Here is an 18958-nt window from a genome sequence, read left to right as displayed (position 1 = left end):
AATTGCTAATTGGTGTTCTATTACCCATACCCTCGTTCCCACGGATCTGCCTGGGAACGCCATTACCCATTTAAAAGCTGTTCCAACAACCCATACATATCTTGGGCAAATTTTTTCGGATTCCACAAGGGGGATAATGTTTCTGGTTGTTTTGATTCTACTAACTGTTGTTGGATTTTTTGTCTTAATTCCCTGTCTTTACCTAGTTTAACTCCCCAGTCTACGTACTCCTCCCAACTGTTAGCAATTCCTCCTGAAATCCCCAGGGTTTGTAAGAAAGAATACCCCATGCGCGAAAGATATTGTTCGCCAGTTCTGGTTACGATTGGCAGATTAAACCACAGTGCTTCTAGATTGTGCGTCCCTCCATTATAAGGATAAGAATCTAGCAAAATATCGGCTATTTTATAGTTTGTGCGATGCTCTTCTTCGCTTTTTGTTACTGAGAGATATTTAATTCTGTGTACCCCGACTCCGATGGCTTCGCATTCTTTTTTGTATGCTGCTTGAATTATTTCTATATCCCCTGTATGACCTTTATAAATCAATACGCTATCCTGGACTTGCTTGAGGATTTGCACCTGCGCTTTTATCAATTCTGCATTCAGTTTATAGGCGGGAGAAACGCATAGGTAAACAACTTGATCTTCTGCTATTCTTAATCCTCTTCTGACATTTTTTCTATCTACTGGTAAGCATTCAAATCCCCCTACGGCGACGAATGCATCTGGCATCCGAATTAACTGTTCGCGGTAGTATTCTTCCACGCCTTCTGGTTGGGTGTGCGCGTCGCCAAGAAAGTAATTTTTCTCTGAGGTAAACGGTGCTTCAAATCCTAACCAAGATAAGCACAGGCGCGCTGGTTGTTGATGGATAATATCGACTTGCAGCGGGATGGTTATAGAGTCCAACTCAATCAGTACATCCAACTCATCTTGCAATATTTGCTCGATGATTTCTTTTCCGTCTGCATTTCCATTGGTAAATTTACTCGGTTTGTAAAATTTTGTTGCTACCTTTTCAAATAGCTGGGTTCGGTCGTCGGGTTGATATTGGCTGGTAGAATACAAATATAAATGAGGCGTCAGTTTGGATAGTTCTTGGATGATATCGGCACTGCACCAACTGACGGAATGTCTGCGAAAATGCGCGGAAAGAAAGCCAATTTTTAACTGACCTTGGCGAGGATTTTGGGGTAGATTAATAGGTGAGTAGGCTTTAGCAATCAGTTCTGCATATTGTTCGCCAATGAATTTGGATAGTTTACTATTGGCGGCTCTATCATCCCGCAAGTAGTTGAGGTTAAATAATAAATGGGCATAGAGACTGGTTATTTCTGGTTCGCTTAATTCGGCATTATAGATTAATGGTTCTATTTCTAAAAATTTCTCTTGGGCGATTTGATGCAAGGCGGATTTGAGGTAAACGTTAATCAAGGTGGTGGTAGCAATTATTTTGGCGGTTTCGCCACAATTTTGCCGATGGGTTTCGGCGGCTTTTCTTAAATGATCTAAAGAATTATGGCTGAGAAGTATAATGGAATTATTAATTAATTCCGATATGCCGAGATGGGCGGCTAAAAGGTTGGGGTTTATTTCTAATGCTTTTTGGAAGTTGTTGAACGCGGCGTCGAACTGATTTATGTTGCATCGATCTGATTGTTTAAATTGTCGATACAGTGCGACCCCCAGGTTACTATAAGCTTCTGCATTGTTGGGTTGCAGTTCCAGCACTTTTTGGAAAGCAGCGATCGCTTGATATATTTTCCCTTGTTGCAGCAGTGCCGTTCCGAAGTTAAAATAAGCTTCGACGGCATCAGGTTGCATTTGAATTACTTTCTGGTATTGCGCGATCGCCTCATCAAATTTTTCTCGCCCAATCAGCAGGTTTCCTAATTTGGCATAAGCTTCTAAGTAGTCTGGTTTTAATTCCAACGCTTTGTTAAATTGAGCGATCGCATCATCTAATCTGCCTTCTTTTTGCAGCAATGTCCCCAAGTTAAGATACGCTATGGCAAAGTCGGGTTTGATTTGAATCGCGCGTTGGTAATTGTCCATCGCTTCGGCAAATTTCCCCACTTGCGCGCACATCGATCCCCGATCGTTGATTGCTTCGGCGCTAAACTGTTGTGGGTTGCATTCTGCGGCTTTTTGCCAACATGCGATCGCTTCAGAAAATCGCTTTACTTTGTTTAAGGCGTTTCCCAAATTCCAGTGTACTGCGGCTAGGTTGGGTTTGATTTCGATCGCTTTTTGGAAATAAGGGATGGCTTTTTCCATTTGTCCCTGTATCCCCAGCATACTCCCAAGATTGGCATATGCTTCGGCAAATTGCGGATCTATTTCTACTGCTTTTGTGTATGCTCTAATTGCTGGCTCAATTTGGGTTCCTGCTTGCAGGGCGTTGCCCAAATTTTTGTAGGCGGCGGCTAAATTTGGTTGTAATTTTAGGGCATTTTGGCACGATGCGAGCGCTTCTGCTATTTTCCCTTGCGCTAAATAAATTTCCCCCATTTGGTTGTATGCTAAGGCGTTGTTTGGTTCAATTTGCAGCGCTTTTTGGTAATTGGCGATCGCTTCATCCAATTTGCCTTGCTCTTTGAGGGAGTTACCTGTTTCGATGTAGGTTTTAGCCGAGGGGTTCATCTGCTGTCTTGTCTTGGGTGCTGTCTATTTTGGGGCTGGTGTTTATTTTACTCTACTATGCTTCGATTACGTTCTTTTTTTAATGAACCGCGAAGACGCGAAGAACACGAAGAAGAGGAAGTAGATAGAGACTGTTTGCTGGCGTATTTGATATTGGGTCTATTACAAGAACATTGCTGCTACGACAAAGGTGATTAGAATTGCGTTGTAGATGGCGTGATCTGCTGTGCTTGCTTCTACTCCTGCTTCTTGCGCCATTTTTTCATCGTTTGTTTGTTTTAAGTTCTTGTCGTGGATGTATTTATAACGGCAAGCAAATAGGAATCCAGGAATAATCAGTACAAATCCGGCGAAAATTGGAATTCCTACTAGAATGTGGACTAAGCCAAATTGCGTTGAACGTATTAATATTTGCTTCCAGGTGTTAGCTCCTTGGCGAAATATTTTTTCTTCAAAGTTAGCCCAGAATGGAACGAGTAACATTAAAACTATCCAAATTCCGACCGTTATAATCTGGGCATAGTCTATGTTAATTTCTGGGGATGTTTTATTTTGGTTAGCTTCTTTTACAGGTTGGACTTTGGTCGAATTTTCTGAGGGTGGTACGCTTTTAGGTGTGTTCGCTGCTTGCGGTTTTTTTTCTAAGGGTGGTGCTATTTTAGGTTTCTCCACCTCTTGGGATGGTTTAATCTTCTGGACTGTGGTTATTGGTTGAAATACTAAATTACCCGAATTACCAAAAACTGCGCTCGCCCATCCCCATCGCATAATTGGAGGAACAACTGAAGCTACTGCTACCAATGTACTGAGGGTGATAATTAGAATCAAAAATGCTCGTATGTAAGTAATAATTCCCCTTCTATAAATTTGCCAAACAAACTTTAAGTTAGTTCTGTTTAGCCATAGTTCCCACATAAATAAGCAAAGAATTCCCACGGAAAAGACTACAGACAATGTTTCTTGCAAGACCATCATCCCAGCCCCTTTGGCATATGTATTTATTATAATAATAGCCAAGAATCCGATTAAAAGGTATTTGACAGAATATAGAATCGTCTTCAAGTCCCGCCAGAGGGTTTGTCTTTTAGTTGGATGAGCAATGTGGTGGAAAAATTTGCCGCTTAGGATTAAGATAATCAGTTTGTACAAAGCAGGAGCAGGATAATCGGGTTGGAGTGACAAGGCTTTTTCAAAGCAAGCGATCGCTTCTTCGTATCGACGGAACTTCGCCAGCATATAACCCCGCCCATACCAAGCTTGAGAATGCCAAAATTCCTGAGAATTGGGTTTAATTTCTAATGCCTTTTGAAAACAATCAAGCGCCAGTTCGTTCTTGCCTAATCGAAACAACAAGAGGCCGCGATTATACCACGATTTTGCATAATCAGGTTGAATTTCCAAAGCTTTTTCAAAGCAAGCCAGTGCTGCTTGACGGCGATTTGATAGTAAACCGCGAACGTTCCAAGCTTCGTGGCTATCCGGTTTAAGTTCTAAAGCTTTGTCGCAGCTAGATAATGCTTGTTTGCGGCGGTTTAATCTACTGAGAATGTCAGCGCGACCGCACCAAGATTTATAATAATCGGGATTAATTTTAATCGCTTTGTCGCAACAAGCTAAGCCTTCTTTGTGGCGACCTAAAATACTCAAACAATAGCCTTTTTCGCTCCACGCTTCGTAGCAGTCTGGTTGCCAATCAATCGCTTTATTGTAAGATGCGATTGCATCTTTATAGCGGCCTAAATTAGACAAAGCAACGCCCTGATGATACCAAACTTCAAAAGCGTCGGGGATGAATTCTAGGGATCGATCGTACAATGCGATCGCTAACTGATAATTTCCCGAATTAGCCAAGTGTAAACCTTCGTGAAACAGCAACAGCGCTTTCAAAGCAACGGGGACATTTTCATCAACCAGTTGTGCTTGGCGTTCCTCTGGAGTCAGACGAGAGTAGGAAAATTCGGAAAAATCTTGATTTTGGCTCATGGCACGGGGCGGTCAGATAGTAAACTAACTTAGGCAGCGTAGGATGAACGACAACCTTTCGCCATCCTAGCCTATAGACCGTGGTTGTACCGCAACAGGAGTGTTTAAATGAGCGCAGAAGTGAACCCCACAACTTTGATGAAGCAACAAGTTGGCAAAGCCGCGAGCGATCGCGTCCAATCTGGTTCTATAGTGGGGTTAGGAACCGGGTCAACCACAGCTTATGCGATTCAGTACATAGGAGAACGCCTCAAGTCTGGGGAATTAAAAGACATTGTAGGCATCCCGACCTCGTTTCAAGCAGAAGTTTTGGCGAGACAATACGGGATTCCTTTAACGACTCTCGATGTCGTTGACCATATCGATATTGCCATCGATGGCGCCGACGAAGTAGACCCCCATCTCAATTTAATCAAAGGTGGCGGCGCCGCCCACACCCGCGAGAAAATAGTCGATTGTTTGGCAGAGCAGTTTATCGTTGTCGTAGATAGCTCTAAATTGGTAGACAAACTCGGTTCGGTTTTTGCCGTACCCATCGAAGTTTTGCCCTTAGCTTATGCACCCGTCATGCGTGCAATTGAAAAATTAGGCGGCAAACCAGAACTGCGAATGGGTGTGAAAAAAGCTGGGCCAGTAATTACCGATCAAGGTAATATGGTAATCGATGCCAAATTTGAGAACATCGACGACCCCGCTGGGTTAGAAAAGACGTTGAATAATATTCCCGGAGTGTTAGAAAACGGCTTATTTGTTGGCGTCACCAACTTAGTTTTAGTCGGCGAAGTCATAGACGGAAAACCCAACGTGCGCGAGATTTCCTAGTTTGAACCAACAAACCCGGTTTTTCTAAAAAACCGGGTTTGTTGAAATGAAAGTTTTATTGCCGATGAAAAAGCCAATCATTTACTCTTTAGCCTTCTTCACAACCATATCTGTACAAGCTAGCGAAATCAATCCTAATGGTTCCCCGCCAAGACAAGAGCAAGGTTGGAGTCTATGGCGACCCAATTATGAAATAGAAAAAGCCGGGTTTGATGCAGGATTTTCTAATATGGAATTGGGAGGATATTTAGACTTTGAAAACGCTTGTAAGACAAATCCAACAGTTGGTAATTCGTCTATTAGCTATTGGTTTAGACTGAGTAATTCAGTCGAGCGAATTGGCACGGGAAGAGTAGAATATAGCTGTTGGGCTAACGGGCGTAGGCTTCATACTTTTGATAGTACTGCAATTAAATCTGGCTTAGAAAACGTTAATTGTCTCCGGGTCAATTCGCCTACGGGTTTAACGATCCGATCCGAACCTAGAAATAATTCTAGAGGATTGGGCAGAGTTGCCCAGGGTCGCACGGTTAGACCTAACAGTTTTCCGGCTTCAATTGTAGAAGCTGATGGGGAAAATTGGATTGCTATTACTTCTCCCAGACCAGGATGGGTTTCTGATGGTAAACCCACCAGTCAGGGAAATTTCAGCTTGTGCAACCGTTAGGATATCGAACAACCCGCCCAATCCGCCAGTCATATGATGTCCGTTTGATTACCCATAGTTAGGACTGACACACCGGACGCGGAGATTTTTAATTAAGCGCTATTTGCCTGACATCATAACAATCACACCCCCCCGCATCGCACTTCAGTGATGTTACTGAGCGACTCCCACCATAACCCCTCAACTGATAACCTTTTTTCAGGGTTTATACTGAATAGAGATGCCATCTTTTCAGAGCAGCTCACACACTGTTGACCGGGGACAACCGCAAAAATGCCTATCTTTAACGGAACTATTGATGCCGATTTTTTAGATGGTACACCCGATGCCGACACCCTGATCGGATTTGCCGGCAACGATACCATTTTTGGTCGCGAAGCAAATGACCTGCTCAAAGGTGACGAAGGAGATGACCTGCTCAACGGTAACCAAAATCAAGATACGGTCAGTGGTGGTGAAGGAAACGACTGGGTGCGGGGAGGTAAAGACAACGATCAGCTATTTGGCGACGCCGGTAACGACACCCTCCACGGGGACAGGGGAAACGATACTGCGTTTGGCGGTGATGGGAATGATTTGTTATTTGGCGACACTGGAGTCGAAGCCAATTTTACCGGAAATGGTAACGATGTCCTTTATGGTCAATTGGGAATTGATACTCTGTTTGGGTTAGGAGGAAACGACCAGCTATTTGGTGGCGATCGCGACGATCTCTTGTCCGCTAACAAAGGCAATGATATCGTCTTTGCCGGGGATGGCAACGACTTAATCCGCGGAGGTCAAGACAACGACCTGTTATTTGGCGACGCCGGTAACGACACAATTTATGGTGACTTGGGTGCAGATACACTAACCGGCGGCGAAGGAAACGACACTTTTGTCATCGGCAGGCGTTTTGACGTTCCCGGTTTTCGCACCACAGGCGGTTTAAATATTGCCGACGCGGACGTGATTATAGACTTTACCAAAGGTCAGGACTCCTTTGAGTTAATTGGAGGTGTGACTTTTGAAGACCTGAATATTTTTAACGGCAGCGGCACACATACTGGCAATACAATTATTCAGGATAAATTTACCGGCGAGTATTTAGCAATTCTCAAAGGAATTAACGCCAGCACTTTTACCGAACCCGCTCCGATTCCACCCGTAAATACACCAACCTCGAACGGCATTGTACAATTTAGCGCCCCAACATTCAGCATCAATGAAGATGGCACGCCGGTTGCTGCGGTGACTATTACCCGCACAGATGGCAGCAGCGGCGCCATCTCCGTCCAGGTACTTGTTAACGGTGGCAGTTCCATAGGAGGCGCGCCTCCTTTAGCAGCGCCCAAAGATTACGATAATAGTTTTATTACCGTTAATTGGGCAGATGGAGATACATCTGCCAAAACCGTCACCGTTCCTATCTTTAACGATACAGAAGTTGAAGGTAATGAAACGGTTAATTTAACCTTGGAATCCCCTAGAGGCGGAGCAACAATTGGGACGCAAAATACTGCCGTTCTTACAATTTTAGATAACGACACCCAATCAAGGCTAATTCCAGATACTCTATCCTTTACTTCTGCTAACTATAGCGAGCGGGAAGGAAATAGCGGCACGACCAATAAAATTGTTGCCACAATTCAACGCACGGGTGCCAGCGATCGCCTTGTCACCGTACAAGTGCAACTCGCTGCAGGTAGCACGGCAACTTTGAATGATTTTACTAACAATTTGCCGATTACTGTTACCTTTAATCCAGGGGAAAACTCCAAAGATGTCGAACTGCCCATTATTGGGGATACGATTACGGAAGAAGATGAGACGATTAATTTGGAATTAATCAATCCTACAGGTGGGGCAAGTTTAGGAACTCAGCAAACGGCAACTTATACGATTATTGACGATGACATTGCTGCCACAGACCCAGAAATTGAGGTATTAGATGGAGAAGCTAACATTGCCGATGGTAAGGGGTCTGTTAACTTCGGCAGCACTACAGTTGGCAAAGATATTACCAAAACCTTTACTGTCAAGAATATCGGGAATGCTGACCTGAATTTGAGTACAATTAATTTACCGAATGGCTTTAGTTTGGCAAGTGGTTTTGCCAGTTCCACTTTAGCGGCAGAGACCCAAACTACTTTCTCAGTAAAACTCGATGCCAGTGCGACTGGAACCACCAGCGGTAAATTGTCATTTGGCAACAACGATAGCGATGAAAATCCTTTTGATTTTACGCTTCAAGGTACGGTAACTGACGTTACAGCGCCAGAAATTGAAGTTTTAGATGGGAAAAATAACATTACCGATGGCACAACCACAGCAATTGATTTCGGCATTACTAATGTTGGCACTGCGGTTACTAGAACCTTCACGGTGAGGAATATAGGTTCCGAAACTTTAAACCTCTTAGACCGCAATTTGCCCGATGGTTTCAGTTGGGGAGGAAACCTTCCTAGCAGTATTGCTCCTGGTGGTAGTGCTACGTTTGAAGTGCAACTGAATGCTACTAATGCTGGCACTTTCAATGGCACGCTACTATTTACTAACAATGACAAGGATGAAAGTCCGTTTGATTTTCCGATTGCAGGGATTGTTGAACCACCCCCAACGGTTAGCATCACCGCCACCGATGCAGAAGCAGCGGAAATTGGCGGGAATACCGGGAATTATCGCATTACGCGCACTGGTAATACGGGAAATGCTTTGACGGTAAATCTGGCAATTGATGACAGCAGTACTGTTACCAGTAATGCGGGTGGTGCTTTCGGTGTTGATTACAATTTCAGCGTTAGTGGTGGTGGCAGTATTTCCGGAACGGGTGCAAATCGAAGTTTAATTATTCCTGCTGGACAATCTTCGGTGGATGTGACTCTCTCGCCTGTAGATGACGAACATGCCGAGGCGGATGAGACGCTGAAATTGAATTTGGCATCTGGTAGTTACACGATTGATGCAACAAATAATAATGCGACGGTAACGATTGCTGCTAACGACACGCTGGTCATCAATACTAACGATTCTGTAGATAATTATGTCCGGCGAGAAGGGTCGTTGCGACAAGCAATGTTGAATGCGATCGCAAGTCCTGGTGCTGATACGATCGCTTTCGCTGGTGCAGGCGCATCCGGAACGATTAATCTGACAGCAGCACTGCCAGAAATTAGCGGTCCTAACGCTAATAACACCACGATTAATGGCGCGGGCGCAAACACCCTAACTGTGCGACGGGATACAGGGGGAGATTACCGGATTTTTACCGTCGGTAACGGCGTGAATGCTACTTTTTCTCAATTAAATATTGCCAATGGTCGTACAAACGATGGTGCTGGCATCCTCAACGATGGTGGCACAGTCACCATCACTAACAGCAACTTCTCCGGCAACATAGCAAATAATCAAGGTGGTGCCATCCTCAACCTTGGTGGCACAGTCAGCATCACTAATAGCAACCTCTCGGGCAACATGGCGGGAAACGTTGGTAGCGGCATCCTCAACGAAGGTGGCAGAGTCAGTGTTACTAACACCACTATTTCCACTAGCAACGCGCCAAACTTTTTCGGTAGCAGCATCACAAATTTCCGAGGGACATTCAGCATCGCTAACAGCGTTCTCTCTGGCAACCCAACCAGTCTTAACAGAGGCATTCATAATAATTTTGGCGCCACGTTAGATATTACCAACAGCACTATCTTTGGCAACCACGTGACATTCGATTCTGTCAACATCGATAGCGGCAAGGGTGCTGGCATCTTTAATTCCAACAACAGCAGCGTGAATATTAGTAACAGCACCATCTCCGGCAACAGTGCAACCGAAGGCGCTGGTGTCTTTAATTTAGCAGGTACGGTGAATGCCAAAAACACCATCATCGCTGGTAATACCGCCCCCAATCTCCCTGATTTGGGTGGCACCCTCACCTCACAAGGTTACAACCTGATTGGCAATCCCTCTACCGCTATCATCTCTGGGGATATTACTGGCAATATCCTCAATGTTGATGCCAAACTTGGCGCGTTGCAAGATAACGGTGGTACTACGCAGACAGTCGCACTACTTCCAGGCAGTCCGGCGATTAATGCAGGCGATCCTAACTTTGCGCCACCACCAGAAACAGATCAGCGGGGGACGGGATTTGCTCGCATCAGAGTTGGCAGGATTGATATCGGAGCATTTGAGTCTGACTTCTCTCCCATCGGCGACCCAACCTTAATGGGAATGTCATTTTTGCTGCCGTAGTCAAGTAATAACGCAGTTATAAACATTGCTACAGAACTTACCCACGACTATGCCAGAAACCCGGTTTCGACCGTCAATCTCTGGTTGCAAAACCAACGATTTTCCGGATCGCCCCTTGTTTCTTTGCGTCAGTCCTGTATATTAGCAATTAGCAATTAGCAATTAGCAACGCCAAAGTTTATAACTAGCAACTTGCGTTAACTTAAATATTGCCTAAGTCACTCAATAGCTAATCATGCAGTATCGACGCTTTGGACGCACAGAATTGCAAATGCCCATCTTCTCCTGCGGCGGTATGAGATATCAATTTAAATGGCAGGATGTCCCCCAATGGCAAATTCCACCCGACAATCAAAACAACCTGGAAGCAACTATCCGTCGCGCTATTGAAGTCGGCATCAATCATATCGAAACTGCACGCGGTTATGGCACTTCCGAGATGCAACTGGGACGAATTTTACCGAAGTTAGAGCGCGATCGCATCATCGTCCAAACTAAAATTGTCCCCTTTGCAGACCCCAAAGACTTTAAGCGCAATTTTGACCAATCTCTCGCTAATCTCAATCTCGATTACGTAGATTTGCTGAGTATTCATGGCATAAATACTACCAAAATTTTGGAAGATAGCATCCGGTGTCAGGAGATGGCGCAGCAGTGGCGCTCGCAAGGGAAAGTCCGTTTTATCGGCTTTTCTACCCACGCACCTACGGATGTAATCGTGCAGACAATGGCAACGAACCTGTTCGACTACGTAAACTTGCACTGGTATTACATTAACCAAAGCAATTGGGCGGCGATAGAAGCAGCAAGACGCCACGACATGGGGGTGTTTATTATCAGTCCTTCGGATAAAGGCGGAATGCTGTATAACCCGCCGCAAAAGTTGGTGGATCTGTGCTATCCTCTGAGTCCGATGGTGTTCAATGACTTATTTTGTTTGAGTCATCCCCAAGTGCATACTTTGAGTATAGGAGCGGCGCGACCGACGGATTTTGACGAACACCTGAAAACTTTGGCATTGTTAGACAAGGCAGATGAAATTTTACCGTCTATTTTGGCAAGGTTAGAGGCAGAAGCGATCCGCTGTTTGGGGGAAGATTGGGTAAAAACCTGGCAAGTCGGGTTACCTAGCTGGGATCGCACCCCCGGTAATATGAATATACCCACTATCTTATGGCTGAGAAATCTTGCTTTGGCCTACGATATGTACGACTATGCCAAAATGCGCTACAACCTGCTGGGTAATGGCAGTCACTGGTTCCCTGGTCAAAAGGCAGATCGAGTCAAAGAATTAAACTTGCGTCAGTGTCTTGCTAAAAGTCCCCACGCCGATCAGATACCCGCTGTTCTCGAACAAGCGCATCAAATGTTAGGCGGTGAATCAGTTAAACGTTTATCTCAAGAATGAATTTGAGATACCAAAACCCTGCAACAATGGAATACTGGCAACAAACTTACCAATTTCCCCAATCCAATCCAGTATGACTCTTACACGCCGAAGTTTTGTATATTTATTGGGAGCGAGTGTCGGTGCAGTCACTATCGGTGCTTGCAAAGCGTCTGGAGATAATTTAGGCGGGACTGATGTAGCGCAAAGCACAACTAATTATGTTGAACTACCCCCGTTACCCTACGCCTACGATGCTTTAGAACCCCACATTGATGCGCGGACGATGCAGTTCCACCATGACAAACATCATGCTGCATATGTTACCAATTTGAATGCCGCGATCGCCAAATATCCCCAACTCAAAACCCAAAGTCTAAAAGCGTTGCTAAAAGATATCAACACCGTACCGAAAGATATTCGCACCACGGTGCGAAACAATGGCGGCGGACACGATAACCACAGCATGTTTTGGAGTATTATGAAACCCAATGGAGGTGGGGAACCGACGGGTGCGATCGCATCTGCCATTCAACAATCTTTTGGCAGTTTTGACAACTTCAAGAAACAGTTTAACGCAGCAGGAACCAAGCGTTTCGGCAGCGGTTGGGTTTGGTTAGTTCGCACTAAAGATGGTAAGCTGCAAGTCACGAGTACCGCTAACCAAGATAGTCCCTTAATGGAAGGCAATTATCCCATTATGGGCAACGATGTTTGGGAACATGCCTATTATCTGAAGTACCAAAACCGCCGCGCCGAATATTTAGACGCCTGGTGGAATGTACTCAATTGGGATGAAATAAACAAGCGGTTTGCTCAAGCAAGCGCTTAATCAAGAAACCCGGTTTTTTCATAAAAACCGGGTTGATGATTTATTTTTCTTTGTAATAACCTTGATTTCCAGTAATTGGCTCAACAGTTTCATCCACTTTAGATTCTACATCACTCAAAAACTCTTTTGTACTTTCCGGAAGTGGTTCGTTTAAGTTGAGCTTTTCTACCACATTTTCCGTTGCTGCTTCAATTTTATCCTTGATAGTTTCCACCATTCGCTTACCCGCATAATTCGGTTCTACTTGGTAAGACTCTGCTTCAGGTGTTAAAGCTTTAGCAACCGCAATTTGATCGCAGCTAAAAAACAATGCAACCGCTAACATAAAACCTGCAATAATTCGCTTCATACCGCCACTCCATTGATTGACTTATATCATGTCCTCTTGCAACGGTTGTGTAACTGCTAATAGCTAATCGCTAATGGCTAAATAAAAAAGAAACAGTCAATAATTACCGAGCAGATCTGGAGGCAATTGACAAGCGAGCAATTAGCAAGCGAGCAATTAGCTATCCACACACTACCGATGCCTAAGGACATCATATTATAAGCAAATTACTGCATGGTAAAATTTTTCACATCGTCCCTAAGATTGATTCCAAATTCATCTCTTAGGGAGAAGAAAAATTTTCCGCCTAAAATCTAGGACAGATGGTTCTAAATTGGGAACCCGTAGCGGGTCGGTTTTTCTTAATACATTCTGCTTGCTCAATACGCCGGGTGGCATAGCGATCGTGCGGTCGTTCTCTTAAAGCCATTCTATAGTTTTGAATAGCCGTATCGTATTCGCCGTTATAGTAAGCTTCGTCAGCAATTCTGATATATCTTACATAGTTGGGATCGGTGGTTTGTAAACTTTGCAATCTTTCTGATAAAACTTCAAAGATTGCTTTATTAATATCAGGATCGTTTGGGCCATTGGGACTTTCATCGGCGGCGCGTTGATAATAAGATAAAGCCCCATCGTAATTGCCTCTGCTTCTAGCAGCAACAGCCATTCTCAACCAGCGTTGATAGGCTGTTTCTGCGAAAGCGGGATCCGCGGTACTGAGGCTGAATAATAGAGCGAGCGCAACTAGATTTTTCCTACTCATTATCAACCCGCCTTGCGTAAATACAGACAGTGACGCACGCTTTGACTCAGGGGAGTAGTAAATGCTTCAATTGATTCCAATTTACCACGAAGCTTCTCGATAACAGGTTGCAAATCTGCTGCTTCTTCATCTGTCCAATGACCTCGATAGAGGATAGCTAAACCGCCATCTTTTAGAAAAGGTAAGGCATATTCAGCACAAACTGAGGCCGAACCAACCGCTCTAATTAAAGCCAGATCGTAAGTTTTTCGATACTGGGATTGTTGGTTGATTTGTTCGGAACGACCGAGCAAAGTTGTAGCATTTGACAAGCCGATTTGATCCAAGAGAGTATCGATAAAAGCGATTTTTTTGCGGGTAGAATCGAGCAGGGTAACTTGCCAATGGGGGTGAGCGATCGCACAAGGCACCCCAGGAAAACCAGCACCCGTTCCAATATCGATAACTTGGGGATTGGTAATTGGTAATTGGTAATTGGTAATTGGTAATGTATTGCCCAGAAAGGGTGCAATTCCCCGCAAAGAATCCCAGAGATGTTTTTCCCAAAACTCAAAGGGTTCGGTAATGCGAGTTAAATTCAACTGGCGGTTCCCTGCTACAATCAATGAGTACAGTTGCTGGAACTGCCGCTGCTGTTTTTCATCGGGTTGCCAATTTAAAGTTTGCTGCCAAATATCGACCATTAAAGGCAGCATGGAATCGTTCTGAGTTGGTTGAGAATTCATTTCAAATAGCCGGAAGTGGCTGAGTTTGTTTAGCAGCTAGGGTAGCAGGATCGACGTACTCTAGTTCGCCGTGGTTTAATAACCAGCACCGATCGGCGATGCTGAGTAAATCCCCAGCATCGTGAGTCACTACAAATAAACTCCAGTGATTCTTGAGTTTCGCCAGTAAATTTACCAACTGACGCCGCATTGACCAGTCTAGCCCAGCCGTGGGTTCATCTAATAACAATAAGTGCGGCTGACGAATCAGTTGTACTGCTACACCCAAGCGTCGCTGTTGTCCCCCACTGAGTGAATGGGGTGAAGTTTGCAATGGCAGGTGTGCCAATCCCACTTCTGTTAAAGCTTCTTTGACTCGTTGGGAGCCTAATTCTGGATGTCCTAGCCGCAATTCTTCTAAAATAGTACCGCCGCAGAAATGCCTTTCGGGAAACTGAAACACCAACCCGCTTAGCTGTTGCAAGTGATCGGGAGTCAGTTCTTGATCGCGCCAGAACAGCTTACCGGATGTTTTTTCGCTCAATCCTGCCAGAATTTCCAGTAAAGTTGTTTTACCCGAACCACTAGGCCCGATTACAAGCCCCATCTGCTGGGGTGCTAATTCCAAGTTGATAGATTTTAAAATCGCTGTGGGGGTAGCTGGTGGATGATAAGTTAAGTCTCGGAGATAGAGCATTAAGACAAAAAAACGCATCTTACTGCAACCATTGTGGCAGACTTGTCGAGTTTGGGCATGAGGCAGGTGGGATCGAGGGGCAGGTGAGCACAGGTGCAGGTGAGCACAGGTACTCCAGGGGAATTTGAATGTATATTCTCCCCATCTCCCCATCTCCCCATCTCCCCATCTCCCCATCTCCCCATCTCCCCATCTCCCCTCATGGCGGAACTAGCTGCGATCAAAGGCGTCGAACAGCTAGCTAATTGTCCAAAGCTTTGGCATCATTCTCAATTGAGGCTATCAGGAACAAAGTTATGATCTCCCGCGTTCCTAGATCCAAACGGTTGGTGTCTGCTCTTGCAGGTGCTTTTGCCATTACGTTAGGCGCCTTTTCTCTGCCAACTTTGGCAGGCGATCCTTTTCGCGCCAATAGTCCCCGTCCGATTGGCGAAAAAACGCAACAGGCTTTTAATGCTATCTTCCTTGAAGGTAACTATCGCGAGGCCGCAGAAGGTCTGCTCCAACAAGCGGAAGTCATGGAGCCAAACGAACCTTTAGTTTATGCCATGCAGGCATCGATCGCTTATACGGATTGGCAAGCTAATAAAAAAAATACCGAAAAAAATACCGCTTTGTTGGAAACTGTCAAATCCTACGCGATTAAAACGGGGGAAACCGCTGAAAGACTCAAAACAACTGACTCGGTGCGGGGTAATCTTTATACCGCTGTCAGTCACGGTTTAGAGGCGGCTACTATCCTGGAGGAAGAGGGAAGCGTGCGGGGGGCGGCTAAAGCATTGGGCAAATTGCAGCAAGTGTATGGGTTTTTGGATGCGGCGGAAAAAGAAGCGCCGCAAGATCCAGAACTGAATTTAATTAAAGGGTGGATGGATTTGCTGATTGCGGTCAATTTACCATTTTCCGACCCGACAGGCGCGATCGCTCGCCTAGAGGTAGCCCGTCCCTCCTATCTTGCCGATCGAGGTATTGCCGTCGGTTACCGCGATCTGAAAAACTATGACGAGGCACTCAAACATGTCGATCGTGCCTTAGAAGCAGCGCCGAACAATCCAGAGTTACACTATCTAAAAGCCCAAATTCTAGTTAGACAGGCAGAGAAAAATAAGCTTCCAGACCAGCGCCATGCCGCTAAAGCTGCTTTCCAGGCAGCTTTGACCAAATCAAATCAACTCGCCAAGGGTTTAGTCGCCCAAATTTTCTTCGAGCATTGCAGAAATCAAAGACGCATCGACGATCGAGACCGCAATTGCGACGGGATGCGCGATCAAATTAGAGATGCTGCTTCTCGATGGGGGTCTGCCGCCAGCCAATTACCTGCTTTAGATTAGAGGGTGGATCGTTATGCAAGTACAGTTCCGCGAATTTAATCCGTTTGACCTCTGGATTTGGATCGAGTTCGATATGGTTCCCTCCAACGCAGAAAAACAGTACGTCGAGGAGGTGTTCGATTCCTGGTTTTACTTAGGCAAGTTGGGAGCATTCAACGCGGAAAATCTCCAGGTTCAGGATACAGGTTTAGATATCAGTTACATGGAGTACGACGAAGATGCAGCCGAAAATACCTTAATGGCGTTGATGCACAATATGAGCGATTTTGAGTATCAGGGGACTTGGGGGCGTTGCTGGTTTGACTTGGGAACCAGCGATGCGATCGCTATCGATATCCTGATCAACGCCCTCAAACAACTGAGCAAAGAATACGTCACAATTAAGCAAGTATTTGTTGGCGGTGAAAATGAGTCCTGGCCCGTTCAACAGCGACGCGAAGCGAAGATTTACGAGAATTAGCTTCTAAAAAATGGACAAATCTGGTAAAATACGCCTGCTTGCTTTGGGGCTAATTCGCTCAGGACTTAGGCAAAGAAACCGGGTTTCTATGAAAAGAGAGCTGCGCAGAAACTTTGGTGATAAGATCGTCGTGCGTAAGTCCTGTCGCTCAAGCAATCGCCTCTTCTGATCAGAAGGATACGACCCAATCTTGCAGCAAACGTTTGCTCGGGCATTGGGGGGCGGCGTTGATTTTGGCGAAACCAGTCACGCCGCTTTAGTGCGAGAATTTGAAGCGGAAATTCCAGCTGAATTAAGCAATATTCGCTATTTGGACTGTTGGGAAAATTTGTTTGTTTACAACGGTCAGCCTGGTGATGAAATTATTCAAGTTTACCACTGCGACTTTACCGACTCTAAATTTTATAAACCAGAACAATTATTTTATTTTACTGATGGGGAGGAGCAGCAAAAGGCGATGTGGGTAGAACTTAAACGCTTTACCTCTGGGGAATTAAAGCTAGTGCCAGAGGCATTTTTAGATTATGCCTTAAACTTGTCATAGCATAGAATAGCCAGTATTTTTCTCATGTACGGGCACGGCGCGATTATAAGTTATCTACTACATAGGAGATATTTTAGATGCCTTGCCCCTACTGACCCATGACTAACGTAAAGTTTGAGTGAAGCTTATACTAAAGCAAATTAAACGGTTTCTGAAACGAATGATCGGGCAAGTTAAACGATTTTTGGGCATTAAAGACCAATCTCCTTCTCGTCCAACTCAGCCTACTGTAAGTTGGGTACTTCCAGGAAAGTTAGCTGTAGGAGGGTTACCCCAAGCAGGTGACGCCGAACAACTGCTAAAAGGCAACGTCAAGGTTGTACTTTCCCTGTGTGCGGAATCAGAAGGAAGTTTGCCAGACGATATTACCGAGAATTTTCAATGTTTGCGTCTGGTGTTACCGGATCGGTATTATACAGCAAATCTAACCGCAGCGCAACTCGCACAAGCGGTGGATATTGTCCGCAAACATGTCGATAACGGCTTGCCCATATTCGTCCACTGCTTGGCAGGAGTTGAGCGATCGCCCACCGTTTGCATCGCCTACCTGTGTCGCTATCATAAACTCGAACTTTGGGAAGCGCTCAACTGGCTCAAACAAGTCCACCCCGGTTCGATGCCTTCCGCCTCTGAACTGCGCGCCATCCGCGAATATATCGATCCAGCATAGTTTCTATCACATTGAGGTCAAAAAGTCAAGGTATTAGATCGCACCCAGCCTGAAGTTATTTGAGCTAGTTTGAAGACCCAAGGATTGAGCCTGAGCGGGCGAAACTTTGGGTCTATTGCTTTCGATCGAGCTGGTGATGACGTTTCCGACTTTAGTTGGGAAAATTGCAGGTAAATATGGCAATTTTTGGATTGATATAGCAATAAATGGCACAAAATTAGCGAAATAGCTCGATATAAGCTTGTTATCTTCCCAAAGATAGACGGCACAACTGAAAGCAACAGATGGGTCCAGATAAAATTTCCAGGGTCAGTACCATGAAGACAAATTATTTAATAGCGGGAGTAGGCGCGAGTCTGTTGAAGACCGAGTTGTTGAGCTTGGGGGGTGCGCTGGCTCAAACCAGTATAAACAAAACGCTGCCAGCCCTTGGTAACGAGCAAGAAAGAATCGGGAAAAATTGCGTTCTACTTTGGCAAAATACTCAGATTCTGGAAAACATTGCCGCCAAAATAGGAATCCAAGTCAGCAATCATCCATTTGCAGCAGACAGCGATCTGCTTGAGGTGAAGCAGCAGCTGATCTGGCAAACTCGGTCTATATTGATCGGCATCGCCAAAAAGTTGGGAGTCCTGATACCGAGCTTACCAAATGCAGGTGGCAGCGACTTGGTGACGCAAAACCACCTGCTGCTGTTAGGAAACAAACTGATTTTTTGGGCGATCGCTTCATCATTGCGTATAAATATCCCAGTAGCGGAACCACTCCACGGCAGTATTATTGAGCAAGACTACCAGTTACTGTTAGCAAATCAAAAGATACTAGAAGCGATCGCCCGCCAACTCGGCGCAACAGCAGCCTTTAAGAAAAATTGATCCAAGTCTGTCGGGGGTTG

Annotated in this window: 17 protein-coding genes; 11 read left to right on the top strand and 6 right to left on the bottom strand. The window is 45.1% G+C overall.

What is annotated here, in order from left to right; genetic code table 11:
- Positions 1-62: 62 nt before the first annotated feature.
- Both ACE1CM_RS10595 and ACE1CM_RS10590 read right to left on the bottom strand, forming a co-directional pair.
- Positions 63-2645, bottom strand: coding sequence for a tetratricopeptide repeat protein (locus ACE1CM_RS10595; RefSeq protein ID WP_374877380.1), 2583 nt, complete (start codon positions 2643-2645; stop codon positions 63-65).
- Positions 2646-2807: 162 nt separating this feature from the next.
- Positions 2808-4628 carry a tetratricopeptide repeat protein gene (locus tag ACE1CM_RS10590; RefSeq protein ID WP_374877379.1) on the bottom strand — a complete coding sequence of 607 codons (1821 nt, stop codon included), beginning with the start codon at positions 4626-4628 and terminating at the stop codon, positions 2808-2810.
- Positions 4629-4736: 108 nt separating this feature from the next.
- On the opposite strand from ACE1CM_RS10590, the gene rpiA reads away from it, so the two are divergent.
- The 5 genes from rpiA (at position 4737) to ACE1CM_RS10565 (ending at position 12563) form a co-directional block, all read left to right on the top strand.
- Entirely contained in the window at positions 4737-5450 is a 714-nt protein-coding gene (gene rpiA, locus ACE1CM_RS10585) for a ribose-5-phosphate isomerase RpiA (protein WP_374877378.1), read from the top strand.
- 46 nt (positions 5451-5496) lie between these two features.
- On the top strand, positions 5497-6117 hold the full coding sequence (locus ACE1CM_RS10580) for a hypothetical protein (protein ID WP_374877377.1): 621 nt from the start codon (positions 5497-5499) through the stop codon (positions 6115-6117).
- A 273-nt stretch (positions 6118-6390) separates the two neighbouring features.
- Positions 6391-10344: a beta strand repeat-containing protein gene (locus ACE1CM_RS10575; protein WP_374877376.1), complete on the top strand. Its 3954-nt coding sequence runs from the start codon at positions 6391-6393 to the stop codon at positions 10342-10344.
- 235 nt (positions 10345-10579) lie between these two features.
- On the top strand, positions 10580-11752 hold the full coding sequence (locus ACE1CM_RS10570; RefSeq protein WP_374877375.1) for an aldo/keto reductase: 1173 nt from the start codon (positions 10580-10582) through the stop codon (positions 11750-11752).
- A gap of 73 nt (positions 11753-11825) precedes the next feature.
- On the top strand, positions 11826-12563 hold the full coding sequence (locus ACE1CM_RS10565; protein ID WP_374877374.1) for a superoxide dismutase: 738 nt from the start codon (positions 11826-11828) through the stop codon (positions 12561-12563).
- Positions 12564-12603: 40 nt separating this feature from the next.
- Here the strand turns inward: ACE1CM_RS10565 and ACE1CM_RS10560 are convergent, their stop codons facing one another.
- From ACE1CM_RS10560 to ACE1CM_RS10545, 4 genes are all read right to left on the bottom strand, one after another.
- Positions 12604-12912 (bottom strand): hypothetical protein, encoded by a 309-nt coding sequence (locus tag ACE1CM_RS10560; protein WP_374877373.1) that lies wholly within the window; start codon positions 12910-12912, stop codon positions 12604-12606.
- A 286-nt stretch (positions 12913-13198) separates the two neighbouring features.
- Positions 13199-13657 carry a tetratricopeptide repeat protein gene (locus ACE1CM_RS10555; RefSeq protein ID WP_374877372.1) on the bottom strand — a complete coding sequence of 153 codons (459 nt, stop codon included), beginning with the start codon at positions 13655-13657 and terminating at the stop codon, positions 13199-13201.
- A gap of 2 nt (positions 13658-13659) precedes the next feature.
- Positions 13660-14382, bottom strand: a complete 723-nt coding sequence (gene rsmG / locus ACE1CM_RS10550) for a 16S rRNA (guanine(527)-N(7))-methyltransferase RsmG (RefSeq protein WP_374877371.1) — start codon at positions 14380-14382, stop codon at positions 13660-13662.
- A 1-nt stretch (position 14383) separates the two neighbouring features.
- The gene (locus ACE1CM_RS10545) at positions 14384-15058 is read right to left on the bottom strand and encodes an ABC transporter ATP-binding protein (protein WP_374877397.1); all 675 of its coding nucleotides are present in this window, start codon (positions 15056-15058) and stop codon (positions 14384-14386) included.
- A 93-nt stretch (positions 15059-15151) separates the two neighbouring features.
- On the opposite strand from ACE1CM_RS10545, the gene ACE1CM_RS10540 reads away from it, so the two are divergent.
- From ACE1CM_RS10540 to ACE1CM_RS10515, 6 genes are all read left to right on the top strand, one after another.
- On the top strand, positions 15152-15358 hold the full coding sequence (locus ACE1CM_RS10540; protein WP_374877370.1) for a hypothetical protein: 207 nt from the start codon (positions 15152-15154) through the stop codon (positions 15356-15358).
- On the top strand, positions 15355-16389 hold the full coding sequence (locus ACE1CM_RS10535) for a Sll0314/Alr1548 family TPR repeat-containing protein (protein WP_374877369.1): 1035 nt from the start codon (positions 15355-15357) through the stop codon (positions 16387-16389). The genes ACE1CM_RS10540 and ACE1CM_RS10535 overlap by 4 nt, the downstream gene beginning before the upstream one ends.
- Positions 16390-16402: 13 nt before the next feature.
- Positions 16403-16849 (top strand): DUF3531 family protein, encoded by a 447-nt coding sequence (locus ACE1CM_RS10530; protein WP_374877368.1) that lies wholly within the window; start codon positions 16403-16405, stop codon positions 16847-16849.
- A gap of 190 nt (positions 16850-17039) precedes the next feature.
- On the top strand, positions 17040-17393 hold the full coding sequence (locus ACE1CM_RS10525) for an NUDIX domain-containing protein (protein ID WP_374877367.1): 354 nt from the start codon (positions 17040-17042) through the stop codon (positions 17391-17393).
- A gap of 160 nt (positions 17394-17553) precedes the next feature.
- On the top strand, positions 17554-18063 hold the full coding sequence (locus ACE1CM_RS10520; RefSeq protein ID WP_374877366.1) for a dual specificity protein phosphatase family protein: 510 nt from the start codon (positions 17554-17556) through the stop codon (positions 18061-18063).
- A 317-nt stretch (positions 18064-18380) separates the two neighbouring features.
- Positions 18381-18938 carry a hypothetical protein gene (locus ACE1CM_RS10515; protein ID WP_374877365.1) on the top strand — a complete coding sequence of 186 codons (558 nt, stop codon included), beginning with the start codon at positions 18381-18383 and terminating at the stop codon, positions 18936-18938.
- The last annotated feature ends 20 nt before the right edge of the window (positions 18939-18958 follow it).

This window comes from Microseira sp. BLCC-F43 (assembly GCF_041929235.1).
Lineage (GTDB): Bacteria > Cyanobacteriota > Cyanobacteriia > Cyanobacteriales > Aerosakkonemataceae > Microseira.
Note: the sequence above shows the minus strand (reverse complement) of the source record. Positions and strands in the feature narration are given on the sequence as shown.

What these genes read in the sequence shown, in the direction of transcription:
- ACE1CM_RS10595 (WP_374877380.1), bottom strand. Translation starts at nt 2,645, where the DNA reads ATGAACCCCTCGGCTAAAACCTACATCGAAACAGGTAACTCCCTCAAA.
- ACE1CM_RS10590 (WP_374877379.1), bottom strand. Translation starts at nt 4,628, where the DNA reads ATGAGCCAAAATCAAGATTTTTCCGAATTTTCCTACTCTCGTCTGACT.
- rpiA (WP_374877378.1), top strand. Translation starts at nt 4,737, where the DNA reads ATGAGCGCAGAAGTGAACCCCACAACTTTGATGAAGCAACAAGTTGGC.
- ACE1CM_RS10580 (WP_374877377.1), top strand. Translation starts at nt 5,497, where the DNA reads ATGAAAGTTTTATTGCCGATGAAAAAGCCAATCATTTACTCTTTAGCC.
- ACE1CM_RS10575 (WP_374877376.1), top strand. Translation starts at nt 6,391, where the DNA reads ATGCCTATCTTTAACGGAACTATTGATGCCGATTTTTTAGATGGTACA.
- ACE1CM_RS10570 (WP_374877375.1), top strand. Translation starts at nt 10,580, where the DNA reads ATGCAGTATCGACGCTTTGGACGCACAGAATTGCAAATGCCCATCTTC.
- ACE1CM_RS10565 (WP_374877374.1), top strand. Translation starts at nt 11,826, where the DNA reads ATGACTCTTACACGCCGAAGTTTTGTATATTTATTGGGAGCGAGTGTC.
- ACE1CM_RS10560 (WP_374877373.1), bottom strand. Translation starts at nt 12,912, where the DNA reads ATGAAGCGAATTATTGCAGGTTTTATGTTAGCGGTTGCATTGTTTTTT.
- ACE1CM_RS10555 (WP_374877372.1), bottom strand. Translation starts at nt 13,657, where the DNA reads ATGAGTAGGAAAAATCTAGTTGCGCTCGCTCTATTATTCAGCCTCAGT.
- rsmG (WP_374877371.1), bottom strand. Translation starts at nt 14,382, where the DNA reads ATGAATTCTCAACCAACTCAGAACGATTCCATGCTGCCTTTAATGGTC.
- ACE1CM_RS10545 (WP_374877397.1), bottom strand. Translation starts at nt 15,058, where the DNA reads ATGCTCTATCTCCGAGACTTAACTTATCATCCACCAGCTACCCCCACA.
- ACE1CM_RS10535 (WP_374877369.1), top strand. Translation starts at nt 15,355, where the DNA reads ATGATCTCCCGCGTTCCTAGATCCAAACGGTTGGTGTCTGCTCTTGCA.
- ACE1CM_RS10530 (WP_374877368.1), top strand. Translation starts at nt 16,403, where the DNA reads ATGCAAGTACAGTTCCGCGAATTTAATCCGTTTGACCTCTGGATTTGG.
- ACE1CM_RS10520 (WP_374877366.1), top strand. Translation starts at nt 17,554, where the DNA reads ATGATCGGGCAAGTTAAACGATTTTTGGGCATTAAAGACCAATCTCCT.
- ACE1CM_RS10515 (WP_374877365.1), top strand. Translation starts at nt 18,381, where the DNA reads ATGAAGACAAATTATTTAATAGCGGGAGTAGGCGCGAGTCTGTTGAAG.